This is a genomic window from Pedobacter jeongneungensis, assembly GCF_000633455.1.
GTDB lineage: Bacteria > Bacteroidota > Bacteroidia > Sphingobacteriales > Sphingobacteriaceae > Pedobacter > Pedobacter jeongneungensis_A.
In genome coordinates, this window is sequence record NZ_AYMG01000004.1 from 102,592 (window position 1) to 117,653 (window position 15,062).

A 15,062-nucleotide genomic window follows, 5' to 3' on the forward strand; every position below is an offset into this window, starting at 1 on the left:
TGCCCAATCCAACTATTTTAAAATGTCGTACGGTTTCGGTGGTGGAGTGAACAAATCTTATACCGATGTGTACAAAGGAGGGTTTGGCTACACAGCTTATGGCGTATTCGATTATCATATCACCCCGTTTGTAACATTAGGCCTGGAGGGGCAGTATGGAATGGTTCAGGGTGGCGATATTGAAACCGATCCGCACAACCGCCAGTTTGTAAACAAATACAAAACCCTTTCCGTTAATGTAAAATTGATGCTTGGCGAAGTGGTTGACTATGATAAAAGTGAGTTTTTATATAATATAAGAGGCCTGTATTTAGGTCTTGGAGTAGGTGTAGTAAACAATAACATTACTGATATTGTAAGATACAAACCAAGCTGGGCAGCTTACGATCCAGGTTATGGTCCTTTCCCGGGGCAAGATAAAAGCAACAACCTGCTGGTGCCTATAAACTTTGGCTTTAATTATTTCATCAATGATGGTTATGGTTATATGAGGTATATCATCAATATCAATGCACAATCGAACTTTACTTTTGGAGAAGGATTGGATGGTTATAACGACTCGAGTACCAAATTTAAAAACTATTCTCCTGACGTTTATAACTCCTATACCATAGGCTTTAAATATATGCTGGGCAGGATTAAATCTTATCGTAAAACACTTTAATAACAGCATTTCATTTCTTAGCTTTAAGGCATGAGAAAACTCTTTGTGTTATGTTTGCTATCGATGAGACTAAAAGCCATCGCACAAAAAACACCTTTCGAATTAAGCGGAAAAACCGAAACCACAACCTACACTGCAGCAATATCTTATTACGAAAACCTGGCTAAAACTTACCCCGAAGCCAGACTATTGACTTATGGGATTACAGATTTCGGAAAACCTTTGCATGTATTGGTTTTATCACGCGATAAGGTTTTCGATCCGGCGCAGATTAGAAAAAGCAACAAAAGAGTATTATTGATCAATAACGGGATCCACCCGGGCGAACCAGAAGGAGTAGATGCTTCGATGATGCTGGCCCGCGACCTGCTTAAAGCGGGGAAACTCCCAAAAGACGTGGTGATCTGCATCATTCCGCTTTATAATATCGATGGAAGTTTTAACCGTACGGGCACATCGAGGGCCAACCAGAACGGACCAGTTGCCTACGGATTTAGGGGCAACAGCAAAAACCTCGACCTGAACCGTGATTTCATTAAAACCGACTCGAAAAATTCGGCGGCATTTCAACTTATTTTTAATACCTGGCAGCCTGAAATATTTGTAGATACACACACCAGTAACGGTGCCGATTATCAATATGTGATGACACTTATTCCGACGCAAAAGGATAAGTTAAATCCGATAGTTGCTGGTTATTTAACCCAAACTTTGGTGCCCGATCTGTACACAGCAATGGAGAAAGTTGGTTATCCGATGATTCCTTATGTAAACTCGATCGGCGAAACCCCGGAAACCGGAATAACCGGATTTATTGATCCTCCGCGTTACTCAACAGGCTATACCACACTTCATAATACCATTGGCTTTATGCCTGAAACGCACATGCTAAAATCGTATGATTTGCGTGTGGATGCCACTTATAAACTTCTGGAAAGCTACATCAGGATTGTAGAACGGGATGCCAAAATTATCGGCGAGAATAAACGTAAAGCCGATGAAGCTGTTGCTGCGCAAAAGGAATTTCCTTTAGAGTGGAAATTAAATAAAACGGAAGTAAACGATTTAACCTTTAAAGGTTTTGAGGCCGGACAAAAACCCAGTACAGTAAGCGGTGCCGACCGTTTATATTACGACCGTAGCAAGCCTTACACCAAAACGATAAAAGAATGGAATAAATTCGAGCCTGCAGTTTCTGTTCAAAAACCGGTTGCTTATATTATTCCAAAAGCCTGGGACCGTGTAATTGCCCTGCTTAAACTGAACAATGTTAAAATCAGCGAGCTAAAAGCCGATCAGAAAATTGCAGTGGAAAGTTATTATATCGGCGATTTTAAAACAGGCACCAGGCCCTACGAAGGGCATTACCTGCACTCGGCCGTAAAATTGAATACCGTAAAACAGAACCTCCAGTATTATGCCGGCGACTTTGTAGTGTACACTAACCAGCCTGTTAACCGTTATATTATAGAAACACTGGACCGCAGGCCACCGATTCTTATTTCAACTGGAATTTTTTCGATTCTATTCTGGATATGAAAGAGCATTATTCGGCTTATGTGTTTGAAGATACCGCAACAGCACTGCTTAAAAACAATCCGGAGCTGAAAAGTAAACTGGAAGCTAAAAAGTCATCTGATCCTGAATTTGCAAAGAATGGGGCTGCACAACTTGATTTTGTGTATAAAAATTCTGATTATTACGAAAAAACACATAATAGATATCCGGTTGCCCGTTTGGTTACAGACGTAAAACTTGATTTAAAATAGCACTAATGGAATACTTCAATATCGCACCAGTTGCATCCTTAATCTTCGTTTTTACCATTATTACCAGTCTTTACGCTTTCTACGATCATTCGGTTTACGGAAAGTTTATGCTGCATCCGTACAGCGTATCAAAAGGACAGAATGTATACACATTAATCACCAGCGGACTTGTGCATGCCGATTGGATGCACCTGTTTTTTAACATGTTTACTTTTTATGCTTTCGCTTTTACACTCGAAAGTTTAATGGGCAGCTGGCGCTTTGGAATACTTTACTTTTTGGGTTTGGTGTTAAGCGATCTGCCAACGGTTTTTAAACATAAAGATCATTTCAACTACAATAGCCTGGGCGCATCAGGAGCAATTAGTGCTGTTCTTTTTAGTTATATTTTATTTAATCCGATGTCTAAAATTTACATCATGTTTATTCCAATCGGGATTCCTGCTGTCGTTTTTGGAATTTTGTATCTCATCTATTGCGCTTATGCTTCACGTAATTCCAGAGATCATATCAACCACGATGCACACTTTTTCGGAGCACTAACCGGATTGATTTTTACGATTATTTTCGTTCCGGGGATTTTACAGAACTTTATTGCCATGTTAACGGGTGGGAGATAATATCCATTGGGAAGAATCGTCATTTCCGTGAAAACGGGAATCCTAATGCAATATACAATAACATCTTTCGGTTTAAGATTCCCAATCAATTTAAGAATGACGGATTCCAAAAAATCGGGCGTCATTGCGAGGAGGAACGACGAAGCAATCTTTCCAGCTTGCGATAAAGATTGCTTCAGCCAATGAAAAATCGGCTTCAAAATGACGACATCCTTAGAAAAATCTATGATTTAAACTCATCTGTTTTTACAAAAAAACTGACCTCTGGGAATGATGGTACGCAAAAAACTATCCAGCAGTAGGCAAATAAGGTTTCTCGAAGAAACTCATCGGCTCATCGGGGTTTTTAATAATCTCGAACACCACATATCCCCAGGGTTTCCAGAAATTTTCCAGTACCTGCGCATATATTTTATTTTGCCAGACATCAAAAAGTGGTTTGGTCATGTTTCCGCGTAAGGGCATCGCTTCGATATAGGTAGTGCCTTCAACCGGCATAAAAGTATATTCGGGCAGGCGGTTAAAAAGATAAGCTGAATAATAAAAACGGGCACTCAGTTCCTCAAACTGTTCGGCGGTTAAAGCTTTTCCTTTTACTTCGTTGATAATTTCCTGATGATAACGTTTATTGGTGCCATTATCCTGCAGGCAGGCGATAATACCAAAATCTTTCATTTTTAAAGAGAAAGTCAGCGTATTAATTTCATCGCGGAAACTAAAAGGCGTTTCTCCGTTTTCTAACTTCACTACGGTAATAGACCATGGCGAGAAATCCTCAAACTCCAAACTGGTGTACAGGTTCTGCATCATGAAATTCAGGTTGGCAAATTTCATCATTAACGATTGCGACATGTTTAAACCATCAGCAGTCATTTCTTTCCGCAAAGCCGAATGCATTTCGATGTATACAAAACCATATAAGAACTTACCGATCCAGTTAAAAAGATCCAGTTCGGGCAGTGCAGAAACCGCATCATACCCCTTTGCAAATGCCATTTCGATCTTTTCTTCAAGCGGATTTAAAAACTGCTCATTTACCTCGCTGTTTACCGGAATCACCAGGGTGTTGTATGAACGGATGCTTTCATCCAAAAACTGAATCTGCTCTTCGCCGCTTAAACCTGCCTGTTCCAACAACCATTTTGGTAGTAAAGGCACCTGAATTACAGGAGAATTAAAGGTTTTTCCGCTTAAAAAGCAGGTTTTATATAAAAAATCGAAATTTTGGAAAGGATTGTATAAGCCGGTATTCATCACTGCAATATTAGCCATTATATTTTTAGGGCTAAGCAACGATGTTTTATTTTAACGCAGGGATTACAACCACCTCACCCCGTGGACGGGTTTGCTTTAACCACTGCAGCAGCTTCCCTCTCCTACAGGAGAGGGAGACAAAGGACATTGCGGTACCAGCGACCTTAACAGGGTGAGGTGGTTAATAATTATTATAATAATACCCAATATCATCCACCAACTGATTGTAAATTGGTTTTGTAAATTCTAAAAACAACGCACTTGGTGGTGGCGGTAGTTGTTCTTTTCTTCTGGTGATGGCCAATTGCTGGTTACTTAAAGCCCTGTCATCGCCTTTATAACTGGCCCAACTATCCCTCCAAACATAAGTACCAGGAAATTTCTGCTGGCGCACCAGTTTTCTTGTTTTCCAATCGGTAATGCTCATATCCAATAAACCCGATGAAGAAATATTCTTTTCAAAAATGCTTAAGGTGGCTTTTACCGTTCCATAAACAGGTTTTTTATCACGGGTTTCACCGATAACCACGCTATCGCGTTTAAGTTTTTCAACCCTTTCCTTTACATAAGTCTGTCCAACTACAAAATCATCGAAGTTCAAACTTAGTACCTGATCGGGAACAACTTTTTGATTGGTAGCCTGTTCTTCACCATAAAAAATCACAAACTTATTTTTGGAGTATTTTGCGATATACTGATCAATCTGTTGTTGAAAATAATCAGCACTTAATTTGTACAAACTGCTGTTTACAATAATTGGCTGCACCACAACCCTCGTTACTGCGGCCCAGTAAGCATCTTCCATTTTTGCTTTGGCATCTTTGTAGCCAGGCTGAAGATTTAACGTTTTCTCAAATTCGTAATATGCTTTTTTAGCGGCCTGACGGTTATTTTCCCTTAAATAACCTAAACCAGAACTATACCTCGCACCAGCAGCATTATATTTACTATCAGCCAGTTCGGTAATGTACTTTGAAGGATTTGGAACGATCGCCAAACAGGCCGGACAGCTATTGATATCATCCGCCAGTTGATTTATTTTTTGATAATCGTACATCACCGATTCCCATCTGAATAAATCGTTCGACATTTTGGCTTCATCTATTTTCCGCAAATGATCCTGCAAAGCCAGTCCGTATGCCGTTTTTAGTACTTCCATGGCTTCGCTATTTTTTGGCGAATTTTGTAACCTGCTTACCGATTTTTCGACCGAAGCATCATAATCACCTTTTTGCAAGGCTTTTTTCCCTGTGGTACATCCTCCAATAATTATTAAGGATAAATAAATAAAATACCGTAATCTTGAAATGTTTTTCATGGCAGGAATATTTGCGTTAATAAACAAAGATAATTTGTAAGACGATAATTACCTCATTTATTTAGAAGACGATTGATAATGAAAATTAGTTGCAAGCAATTTGAGTTAGAGTTAAAACATCCTTTTTCAATTTCGAAATTTACCCGAACCAGTACACCTTTAATGTTATTAAAGATCGAACATGAAGGCGTTGCGGGTTATGGTGAAGCCTCTATGGTGCCATATATGGGCGAAAGCTACGAAAGCGCAGGTAATTTTCTTAAGCTGGTAGATTGGGATAAAATTCAGGTTCCATTCAATTTCGAAGAAATTATCGCTTATCTGGATAGTCTTGCGCCTGGTCAGCCAGCCATTAAAGCAGCTATTGATATTGCCCTTAACGACATTCAAGGCAAGCTTTTAAATACACCCTGTTACGAAATTTATGGTTCCGACCCGGCAAAAATGCCTGTAACTTCTTATACCATTGGAATCGATACCCCAGAGGTAATCCGCGAAAAACTGAAAGATGCCGAAGCATTTAAAGTAATTAAGGTGAAGCTGGGCAGGGATAATGATCAGGAAATTATCGAAACCATCCGCAGCATGACCAATGTGCCACTTTATGTGGATGCAAACCAGGGCTGGACCGATAAAATAAAAGCAATCGATTTAATTTACTGGCTGCATAACCAAGGTGTGGTTTTGATTGAACAGCCCATGGATAAAAACAACCTGGATGGAAATGCCTGGTTAACCGAGCGTAGTCCGATCCCACTATTGGCAGATGAAGCAGTGCAACGTTTAGCAGATATGGATAAGCTAAAGGGTGCTTACCACGGCATCAACGTAAAGCTGATGAAAAGCTGTGGCATGTATGAAGGCAATCAGATGATTTTAAAAGCCCGCTCTTTTGGCATGAAAGTGCTGATTGGTTGCATGAGCGAAACCAGTTGTGCAACTTTAGCAGCCGCAGCTTTGGCACCATTATGTAACTGGGCAGATCTGGATGGCCCCTGGCTCACCAAAAACAACCCATTTACCGATCCTGCTTTTGAAAATGGAAAATATATCCTCAAAGATTTACCCGGTTTAGGGCTGGAAGGTATTACTTCGGATCTTTTTCTTTAAAGCTTTTTCTAAGCTCTTTAGTTAACTGATACTTGAAATAAAACAAACAGCATACTACACCAACCAAAAATGCGGCAGGCAGGTATTTATGGTTGTTATAACACCAAACCAATCCAAAAATTGAAAGGATAATGGCGAGGTTATAAAAGATATTTAAAGCAAATTTTTTACCCACAATGCGGAAATTTATCGTGTATAGAATGGAATTAATTAATGACCAGGTTACAATAACCAATTATCAAACCTTAATAACACGATAGTTAGTTTGATAATTGGAACTTGATTATTGGTTATTTCTAGTATACCTGCATATTCGGATCAAAAGCTTCTTGCCAGGCTAAAATCCCACCTTTTAAGTTATAAAGATTGTCAAATCCATATTGTTGCTCTAACTGCATTACCGCTGCTGCGCTCCTTTTTCCGCTACGGCACTGAATAATTACCGGTTTATCTTTAGCAACCTTGTCGGCCTCGATTAAAATCCCTCCTAAAGGAATATTTTCCCCGTCAAGATTGGAAACTTCATATTCGAACGTTTCGCGGACATCAATTAACTGAAAATCTTCTTTGTTATCGATTTTCTCTTTTAGTTCTTGTACCGATATTTCTTTCATTTTATTAAATGTATTTATGCAAATATAGGAAAATCAGCTTTACACTCCCCATCAAAAAAATGCCATAAAATTTTACTTAAAACTGTAACAACTGAAACCCTTAGGCGTTTAAATATAAATAGTTACAAATGGACAAACTGAACCGTTTCTTCTGGTTTTGCTCTGGTGCGCACATCCCAACGCTCGAGAAATACCCTTCGGAACAAAATAAATATACCGGCATTGGTGCCACAATCTTCTTCACGGGTTTATTTGCCGCACTTTCTGGCGGTTACGCCATGTATTTTGTATTTAAAGGTGCCGATCTGGCCGTAATTTTCGCCATTGTTTTTGGCTTTTTATGGGGTGCAGCCATCTTTAATATGGACCGCTACATCGTTTCGAGTATTAATAAAAGTGCAAGCACCAATAAACAGTTGCTACAGGCTACACCACGTATTTTACTGGCCATTATGATCGGTATGGTGATTTCACGCCCTATTGAACTTAAAATCTTCGATAAAGAAATCAAAGAACGTTTAAAAGTAAGCTACCTCAATGGTCAGCGTGCTAAAATTGACACGCTGAACAAAGCTTTCGAGAAAAAATACCAGGTAGAATTCGGCAGGTTAAACCAACAGAAAGCGACCAGAGATTCGCTCGAGAAAGGCATTAAAACCGACAGACAAAAGCTGAATTTCGAGATTTTTGGCAACAAAACCACCGAAACTTCGGGTGTGATGGGTTATGGTCCTTATGCAAAACGTAAAGAAGCCGAAATTGCACAGCGTACCACAGAACTCGATTCGTTAAAATCAGCCATCAATAAATCAGAAAGTTTTGTTGATAAACGCAAAGAGTTTGATGGTTTGTTTACCGAAAAATTATACACTAAAAAACAGTTAGATAGCTTATCGGATATTGCAGGTTTTGCCGACCGCAACTGGGCTTTAGGTCAGCTCAAATTTAATGTAGATGGAACCAGCGATAACAATACGGCCATTGCAGTTACTTTTATCGGGCTACTGTTTATTTTCTTCGAATGTTTACCGGTGTTTGTAAAATTAATGAGTGCCCGCGGACCTTATGATTATGCCATATCAGATGGTGACGAGGTAGCCATTTATCACTCTAAAAAGGATAAGGATTTTCATTTCGAGGTAGCGGATAATATTCATGAAACCAGGGTCGATTCCGAATCAACCAAGAAAAAAGAAATTATAAAAGGAAAAGCCTACCGCGATCTGGAGAAATACGATTGGGACGGAGAGTAGATGGATAATGTAAGAGGGATGAGGTAGCGAATGATCCATAGTTAAATAGTTCATGGTTAGATGGATCATAGATCATGGCCAAAAGCGATACACTATAAACCATTAGGCTATCAACCATGAGCAATCATACCATGAACAAAAAACCATCAAACCATTAACCAATAAGCCATCACCAAAAAATCACCAAATTACCAACCAAAAACCTTAATTTTCCTTAAATTCACCCTCTATAACTTATTATATGAAGAAAATTCTCTTTTTTACACTTGTCGGCATGGCAAGCTTGCAGCTTAAAGCGCAAAACATTGATAAAATCATCACACGTGAGTATACCGATCACCTGATTAAAACCTTAAGTGCAGATGATATGCAGGGACGTGCAACATTTACGCCTGGTATCGACAAAGCAGCAACTTTTATCGAATCTGAATTTAAGAAAATTGGCTTACAGCCTTTAACTGGCGAAAAAACATTCCGCCAAACGTTTAACAAATACCAGGTTGCCAACCAAAGTATCAGTGTTAAAATAGATGGACAAGAAATTGCACCAGAAAATTTAATTGTTTCGGGCGTAACTGCAGAAAGTGTAACGCTTGATAAATCGAATACCACTGTTGTTAAATTAGATCCGGAGAAACCATTTGTGGCTCAATTGAGAACGATGATGGGTGCTGAGAAAAATCAAATTGTATTGGTAGATAGTAAATTTACCGATCTTTTTAACCGTTACAGAGGTTATTTCGGTAAACCGGCAACTGTTGATGAAAAAGATATAAAAGCAACTACCAGTGCTGTACAGGTGTTTGTTTTAGGTAAAGATGCCGCGACAGATTTTTCGGCAACTTTTAAAAGCAAGGTAACCAAAATGCCATTGTTCAATGTTGCAGGTGTAATTCCGGGTAAATCTAAAGCCAAAGAAATTGTAGTGTTCTCTGGTCATTACGATCATTTGGGTTTCTTAAAGCCTGTAGATGGCGATAGCATTGCCAATGGAGCTGATGATGATGCATCTGGTACTACGGCGATGATTGCACTGGCAAAATATTACAAAGCACAAAAAAATAACGAGCGTACTCTGATCTTCGTTGCTTTTACAGCAGAAGAAATTGGTGGTTTTGGCGCAAGGTATTTCTCAGAAAAATTAAATCCTGATGATGTTGTGGCTATGTTTAATATCGAGATGATCGGTAAAGACTCTAAATTTGGCAAAAACACGGCATTTATTACCGGTTACGAAAGATCTGATTTCGGAAAGATTTTACAGAAAAACTTAACCGGAACTGAATTTACTTTCCACCCGGATCCATATCCGGATCAAAACTTATTTTACAGAAGCGACAATGCTACTTTAGCAGCACTAGGCGTTCCGGCACACACCATCAGTACCGATAAAATCGATATCGATAAATTGTACCACAGCGTGAAAGATGAATACAGCTCTTTAGATGTAGAAAATATCCTTTCTACCATTAAAGCCATTGCTAAAAGCGCTGTTACCATCGTAAACGGGACAGATACCCCAACCAGGATTCCGAAGTTGAAGCAATAAAAGGGGCAGTTAAACGGTCGTCATTCCCGCGCAGGCGGGAATCGTAATGCAGTAAGCTTTAAGATTCCCAATCAAGTTGGGAATGACGAGCCGCCCAGTACAACTACAACAAAAAATGGCCAGTGAAAAATCACTGGCCATTGCTACTTATAAACCTTTGTAAGCAGATTACTTACTCAAGTACATCGATTTGTCTTTGTAAAGCTTGCGGAAGTAAGGATCTTCTAAATCTTTAATGAAACGGATCGCCTCACCTGTAGATTTCATTTCAGGACCTAATTCTTTTGCTACTTCAGGGAATTTTTCATAAGAGAACACCGGTTCTTTAATCGCATATCCTTTAAGCTTGCGCACGATCGTGAAATCTTTCAGTTTCGCTACACCCAGCATAATTTTAGCCGCAATGTTGATATAAGGCACATCATAAGCTTTAGCAATGAAAGGAACCGTACGCGATGCCCTAGGGTTGGCTTCGATTACATAAACCTTTTCGTCTTTAATGGCAAACTGGATGTTTAACAATCCGCGTACATTTAAAGCTTTTGCAATTTTGATTGAGTATTCTTCCATCGCTTTAGTTACCGTTTCTGGTAAGCTAAAGGTTGGCAATACTGCGAACGAATCTCCTGAGTGGATACCTGCAGGCTCGATGTGTTCCATCATACCTACAATGTGAACATCATCACCATCAGAAATCGAATCAGATTCTGCTTCTTCTGCCCTATCTAAAAAGTGGTCGATCAATACGCGGTTGCCCGGTAAATCGCCCAGTAATTTTACTACCGCTTTTTCAAGGTCTTCATCGTTGATTACGATGCTCATTCCTTGTCCACCCAAAACATAACTCGGACGAACCAATACCGGATAACCAACCTCGTTTGCTACAACAATTGCTTCTTCAGCATTTTCTGCAACACCATATTTTGGATAAGGAATATCTAACTCTTTCAACAGGTCAGAGAAACGGCCACGGTCTTCCGCGATATCCATATTCTCGAAAGATGTTCCGATAATTTTGATTCCCTTTTCGGTTAATTTTTCGGCCATTTTCAAGGCGGTTTGTCCACCTAACTGAACAATTACGCCTTCAGGTTTCTCCAGCTCGATAATTTCGCGTACATGTTCCCAGAAAACCGGCTCGAAGTATAATTTATCGGCCATGTTAAAATCTGTTGAAACCGTTTCAGGGTTACAATTGATCATGATTGCTTCGAAACCCGATTCTTTTGCGGCTAATAAACCGTGTACACAAGAGTAATCGAATTCAATACCCTGACCAATACGGTTAGGACCAGAACCCAATACAATTACTTTTTTCTTGTCTGATGGTTTCGACTCGTTCTCTTCTTCGAAAGTAGAGTAGTAGTATGGTGTTTTAGCCGGGAACTCTGCTGCGCAGGTATCAACCATTTTATACACCCTGTTGATGCCTAAAGCCTTACGGCGATCGTACACTTCATCTTCGGTAACATTGCCTAACAACCAGGCGATCTGAATATCAGAGAAACCTTTTTGTTTAAGTGTTACGAAGAAATCCTGAGGGATATTATTTAAAGAGTATCTTTTCAATTCAGTTTCAAGCAACACAAGTTCCTGAATCTGGTTTAAGAACCATTTATCGATTTTGGTCACCTTACGGATCGATTCCAAAGGTACGCCCATTACCATGGCATCTTTTATTAAGAATAAACGGTTCCATGAAGCATGCTCCAAACCGTCCATAATTTCTTCAATATTGCGCACCTGTCTGCCATCTGCACCTAAACCTGCACGGTTAATCTCTAAACTCTGACAAGCTTTTTGAAGCGCTTCAATGAAAGTACGACCGATGGCCATTACTTCACCAACAGATTTCATCTGTAAGCCAAGTTCTTTGTTTGCGCCTTTAAATTTATCGAAGTTCCAACGTGGTACTTTAACGATTACATAATCTAAAGTAGGCTCGAAATAGGCCGAAGTAGTTTTGGTAATCTGGTTTTCAATTTCATCCAGGTTATAACCAATAGCCAGTTTAGCAGCGATTTTTGCAATTGGATAACCAGTTGCCTTACTTGCCAATGCTGATGAACGCGATACACGTGGGTTGATTTCGATGGCAATAATTTCGTCATTTGCCGGATTAACCGAGAACTGAACGTTACAGCCACCGGCAAAGTTGCCAATTGCACGCATCATTTTAATCGCCTGGTTACGCATTTCCTGGTAACAACGATCAGATAAGGTCATTGCAGGAGCAACAGTGATCGAATCTCCCGTGTGGATACCCATCGGGTCGAAGTTTTCGATCGAACAGATGATGATTACGTTATCGTTGCTATCTCTTAACAACTCCAACTCATATTCTTTCCAGCCTAAAACTGCTTTCTCTACCAATACTTCGTGTGTTGGAGAAGCCTCTAAACCGCGTTTTAACGCCGCATCGAATTCTTCTTTCTTGTGCACGAAACCACCACCAGAACCACCTAAGGTATATGATGGGCGGATTACCAATGGATAACCAATTTCTTGAGCAGCTTCTTTACCTTCTAAAAATGAGTTGGCAATTTTCGATTCTGCAACACCTACACCGATATCAACCATTAACTGGCGGAAAGCTTCACGGTTTTCAGTTTTTTCGATCGCAGCAACATCTACACCAACTACTTTAACACCGTATTTTTCCCAAACACCACGTTCTTCTGCTTCTTTACAAAGGTTTAGTGCAGTTTGCCCTCCCATTGTAGGAAGTACCGCATCAATTCTAGGTAAATCTGCAGAGTCGATGTGCTCTTGTAAAATAACCTCTATTGAATCAACAGTTAACGGGCGCAGGTAAACATGGTCACCGATAACCTTATCCGTCATAATGGTAGCCGGATTGGAGTTGATAATGGAAACGGTAATCCCTTCTTCTTTTAAAGAAAGGGCCGCTTGCGAACCCGAGTAATCAAATTCACAGGCTTGGCCAATGATAATTGGTCCAGATCCTATAATCAGTACTGAGCGGATGGAAGTGTCTTTAGGCATGATAAAGCTTAAACAATAATTAAAATTCTAAAGTATTTGGGTATTTTAAACACCCTGAAAGCAACGAGATTTTGTGCTTGTAAGAAGAAAAATCCCAACTGTTCTGTCGGGATGCAAAGATACATCTTTAGAGGGATTTTAAGCTGATTTTTTTAAAATAAAAAAGAGGATTTATTGAACCCTCTTTTTAGATTTTTCTTTTGTAAAATTCACTACTGTTGCAATTTAATTTCGCCTAAATCGGTAGTAGCACTATCTTTTACGGCAACCTTTTCTATCACAGCATCTTTATACGGCGCATTGGCTTTTATAACTACATTATAAACGCCTTGTTTAAGGTTGGTAAAAGTAAAAACGCCTTGATTTACTTCAGCTCTAAGCGTGTCTGTTGCAGCTACAAGCGTAATAGAAGAAGCGGCATCAACAGGACTTATTTTTCCGATTATTCCGCCCAGTTTAATATTTGTAAAGGCAATGGCGCCTAAAGCAAATACAATTACCAGTGATAATACAACACATAATTTTTTCATGGTATATCCTTTTAGTGTGATGTCCGAAATAAATAACACCATTTTGTACAAATAGTTTTAAATAATGAACACCAAAAACACGCATTGTACTATAAATTATACACGATTGTAAAATCAATATGTACAATATTACCGCAAATGTTAATTAGTGTTAAAAGAAATCCGTGAAAATAGCCTCACGCGTCAGAATTAAGTCACGAAGTTGTGAAGATCGGAATATTGGCAATAATGTTGTAATAAGCAGAACATATATGCGTTTTGTATATACTTTAGACAATGATCTAAAGCTTCCTCCGCGGATTAGTTACCCGCAATGAGGATTTCTTCATAAATAGTTTGTTTGGTTTATTATCCGGTTAGAGGAGCCCTCCTCAACCGGATTTTTTCTTTTAAGGCTTTTTCCTTTACATTTGGATGTATTCAGAAAATTTTATCGTGAATAAAAATATCAAAAAGATCGCTATTGTTGGCCCGGAAAGTACGGGAAAATCTACCCTATCTCAGTTGTTGGCAAAACGCTACAAGGTTTCGTGGGTGCCGGAGTATGCCCGTTATTATTGCGAAAACCTGGTTACCGACTACACGCTGCAGGATGAAGAAAATATGTATTACGGGCAGGTTGCGCTCGAAGATGCCATTTTAGCCGTAACCGAAAGCGATTTTATCATCTGTGATACCACTTTTATTACGGTAAAAATCTGGAGCGATGAAGTGCTTGGCGAAACACCAAAGGTGGTACTTGATGCTTTGCCTAAAAGGCCTTACGACCTCTACCTGTTAATGGATATCGATTTACCCTGGCAGGATGATCCCTTGCGCGATTTTCCCGATAAACGTGAATATTTTATGCAGGTTTGGCACAAGGAACTTCAGGCGCTCCATGCAACTTATAAAGTTATTGGCGGCTCGGGTGATGAAAGAATCTCGAATGCCGTTAAAGCGATTGATGGTTTTTTGGGCAGATAGGAAATCGAAAAGGATACTTTCATTTTTTTTTGAAAATGATTGTCAGTAGCTTTTGGCGGCCGGCAGTCCCGCCATTCGCTTTACTTCATCCGATGAAAAATCGGGATTCGTGTTCGCTGCTGTCAGGTTTATTGAACAGGGGTTTGTTACCCTGGTGCCAAAACACGAAACGTTCCTACGGAACGAAAAAAAAACAACATTTTTTTTCTACCCATGAGGCGTCCCGATGGGACGGCACAGGTAAGAATAATTTACCCACGACTTGTCACAGATACGCAGATATAAAATCCGTGTTTATCTGTGTGCAGCTGTGGTTGAAAACCTTAACTAATGGCATTGCCCGATGGGACAATACATTAATATGAGATCTTTTGCCGTTCCGTAGGAACGCTTCATGGGTAGCCAATTT

Annotated in this window: 14 protein-coding genes; 8 read left to right on the top strand and 6 right to left on the bottom strand. The window is 39.6% G+C overall.

What is annotated here, in order from left to right:
* Nucleotides 1–22: 22 nt before the first annotated feature.
* From U859_RS0104515 to U859_RS0104525, 4 genes are read left to right on the top strand one after another with little or no spacing between them, the layout of a single operon-like run.
* Nucleotides 23–664 carry a hypothetical protein gene (locus U859_RS0104515; protein WP_037505227.1) on the top strand — a complete coding sequence of 214 codons (642 nt, stop codon included), beginning with the start codon at nt 23–25 and terminating at the stop codon, nt 662–664.
* 30 nt (nt 665–694) lie between these two features.
* A complete protein-coding gene (locus U859_RS30270) occupies nt 695–2,203 on the top strand; it encodes a M14 family metallopeptidase (protein WP_240183007.1) in 1,509 nt (502 codons plus the stop codon).
* Complete coding sequence (locus U859_RS32330; protein WP_240183008.1) at nt 2,200–2,433, top strand: hypothetical protein; 234 nt, start codon at nt 2,200–2,202, stop codon at nt 2,431–2,433. The genes U859_RS30270 and U859_RS32330 overlap by 4 nt, the downstream gene beginning before the upstream one ends.
* Nucleotides 2,434–2,438: 5 nt before the next feature.
* Nucleotides 2,439–3,053, top strand: a complete 615-nt coding sequence (locus U859_RS0104525) for a rhomboid family intramembrane serine protease (protein ID WP_025142237.1) — start codon at nt 2,439–2,441, stop codon at nt 3,051–3,053.
* Nucleotides 3,054–3,341: 288 nt separating this feature from the next.
* On the opposite strand, the gene U859_RS0104530 is transcribed toward U859_RS0104525, so the two are convergent.
* Together U859_RS0104530 and U859_RS0104535 are read right to left on the bottom strand one after the other, a co-directional pair.
* Nucleotides 3,342–4,325: a hypothetical protein gene (locus U859_RS0104530; RefSeq protein ID WP_029985454.1), complete on the bottom strand. Its 984-nt coding sequence runs from the start codon at nt 4,323–4,325 to the stop codon at nt 3,342–3,344.
* Between the two features lie 163 nt (nt 4,326–4,488).
* Complete coding sequence (locus U859_RS0104535) at nt 4,489–5,625, bottom strand: hypothetical protein (protein WP_025142239.1); 1,137 nt, start codon at nt 5,623–5,625, stop codon at nt 4,489–4,491.
* A 78-nt stretch (nt 5,626–5,703) separates the two neighbouring features.
* On the opposite strand from U859_RS0104535, the gene U859_RS0104540 reads away from it, so the two are divergent.
* Nucleotides 5,704–6,735 carry a dipeptide epimerase gene (locus U859_RS0104540; protein ID WP_025142240.1) on the top strand — a complete coding sequence of 344 codons (1,032 nt, stop codon included), beginning with the start codon at nt 5,704–5,706 and terminating at the stop codon, nt 6,733–6,735.
* On the opposite strand, the gene U859_RS0104545 is transcribed toward U859_RS0104540, so the two are convergent.
* Together U859_RS0104545 and U859_RS0104550 are read right to left on the bottom strand one after the other, a co-directional pair.
* Complete coding sequence (locus U859_RS0104545; protein WP_025142241.1) at nt 6,713–6,910, bottom strand: DUF6358 family protein; 198 nt, start codon at nt 6,908–6,910, stop codon at nt 6,713–6,715. The genes U859_RS0104540 and U859_RS0104545 overlap by 23 nt on opposite strands.
* Nucleotides 6,911–7,031: 121 nt before the next feature.
* Complete coding sequence (locus U859_RS0104550) at nt 7,032–7,349, bottom strand: rhodanese-like domain-containing protein (RefSeq protein WP_025142242.1); 318 nt, start codon at nt 7,347–7,349, stop codon at nt 7,032–7,034.
* A gap of 128 nt (nt 7,350–7,477) precedes the next feature.
* Between U859_RS0104550 and U859_RS0104555 the strand changes: the two genes are divergently transcribed.
* On the top strand, nt 7,478–8,602 hold the full coding sequence (locus U859_RS0104555; RefSeq protein WP_025142243.1) for a DUF4407 domain-containing protein: 1,125 nt from the start codon (nt 7,478–7,480) through the stop codon (nt 8,600–8,602).
* Nucleotides 8,603–8,843: 241 nt separating this feature from the next.
* Entirely contained in the window at nt 8,844–10,151 is a 1,308-nt protein-coding gene (locus U859_RS0104560; protein ID WP_025142244.1) for a M20/M25/M40 family metallo-hydrolase, read from the top strand.
* Between the two features lie 168 nt (nt 10,152–10,319).
* On the opposite strand, the gene carB is transcribed toward U859_RS0104560, so the two are convergent.
* Both carB and U859_RS0104570 read right to left on the bottom strand, forming a co-directional pair.
* Nucleotides 10,320–13,157, bottom strand: a complete 2,838-nt coding sequence (gene carB / locus U859_RS0104565) for a carbamoyl-phosphate synthase large subunit (protein WP_025142245.1) — start codon at nt 13,155–13,157, stop codon at nt 10,320–10,322.
* A 212-nt stretch (nt 13,158–13,369) separates the two neighbouring features.
* Nucleotides 13,370–13,687, bottom strand: coding sequence for a hypothetical protein (locus tag U859_RS0104570; protein ID WP_029985455.1), 318 nt, complete (start codon nt 13,685–13,687; stop codon nt 13,370–13,372).
* A 414-nt stretch (nt 13,688–14,101) separates the two neighbouring features.
* Here U859_RS0104570 and U859_RS0104575 point away from each other — a divergent pair, with 414 nt between their 5' ends.
* Nucleotides 14,102–14,653 (top strand): AAA family ATPase, encoded by a 552-nt coding sequence (locus U859_RS0104575; RefSeq protein ID WP_084153018.1) that lies wholly within the window; start codon nt 14,102–14,104, stop codon nt 14,651–14,653.
* Nucleotides 14,654–15,062 lie beyond the last annotated feature (409 nt).

Bases quoted from the DNA above. Each gene is read 5' to 3' on its own strand.
- carB (WP_025142245.1), bottom strand. From the start codon at position 13,157: ATGCCTAAAGACACTTCCATCCGCTCAGTACTGATTATAGGATCTGGA.
- U859_RS30270 (WP_240183007.1), top strand. From the start codon at position 695: ATGAGAAAACTCTTTGTGTTATGTTTGCTATCGATGAGACTAAAAGCC.
- U859_RS0104535 (WP_025142239.1), bottom strand. From the start codon at position 5,625: ATGAAAAACATTTCAAGATTACGGTATTTTATTTATTTATCCTTAATA.
- U859_RS0104570 (WP_029985455.1), bottom strand. From the start codon at position 13,687: ATGAAAAAATTATGTGTTGTATTATCACTGGTAATTGTATTTGCTTTA.
- U859_RS0104540 (WP_025142240.1), top strand. From the start codon at position 5,704: ATGAAAATTAGTTGCAAGCAATTTGAGTTAGAGTTAAAACATCCTTTT.
- U859_RS0104560 (WP_025142244.1), top strand. From the start codon at position 8,844: ATGAAGAAAATTCTCTTTTTTACACTTGTCGGCATGGCAAGCTTGCAG.
- U859_RS0104555 (WP_025142243.1), top strand. From the start codon at position 7,478: ATGGACAAACTGAACCGTTTCTTCTGGTTTTGCTCTGGTGCGCACATC.
- U859_RS0104550 (WP_025142242.1), bottom strand. From the start codon at position 7,349: ATGAAAGAAATATCGGTACAAGAACTAAAAGAGAAAATCGATAACAAA.
- U859_RS0104515 (WP_037505227.1), top strand. From the start codon at position 23: ATGTCGTACGGTTTCGGTGGTGGAGTGAACAAATCTTATACCGATGTG.
- U859_RS0104525 (WP_025142237.1), top strand. From the start codon at position 2,439: ATGGAATACTTCAATATCGCACCAGTTGCATCCTTAATCTTCGTTTTT.
- U859_RS0104530 (WP_029985454.1), bottom strand. From the start codon at position 4,325: ATGGCTAATATTGCAGTGATGAATACCGGCTTATACAATCCTTTCCAA.
- U859_RS0104575 (WP_084153018.1), top strand. From the start codon at position 14,102: ATGTATTCAGAAAATTTTATCGTGAATAAAAATATCAAAAAGATCGCT.
- U859_RS32330 (WP_240183008.1), top strand. From the start codon at position 2,200: ATGAAAGAGCATTATTCGGCTTATGTGTTTGAAGATACCGCAACAGCA.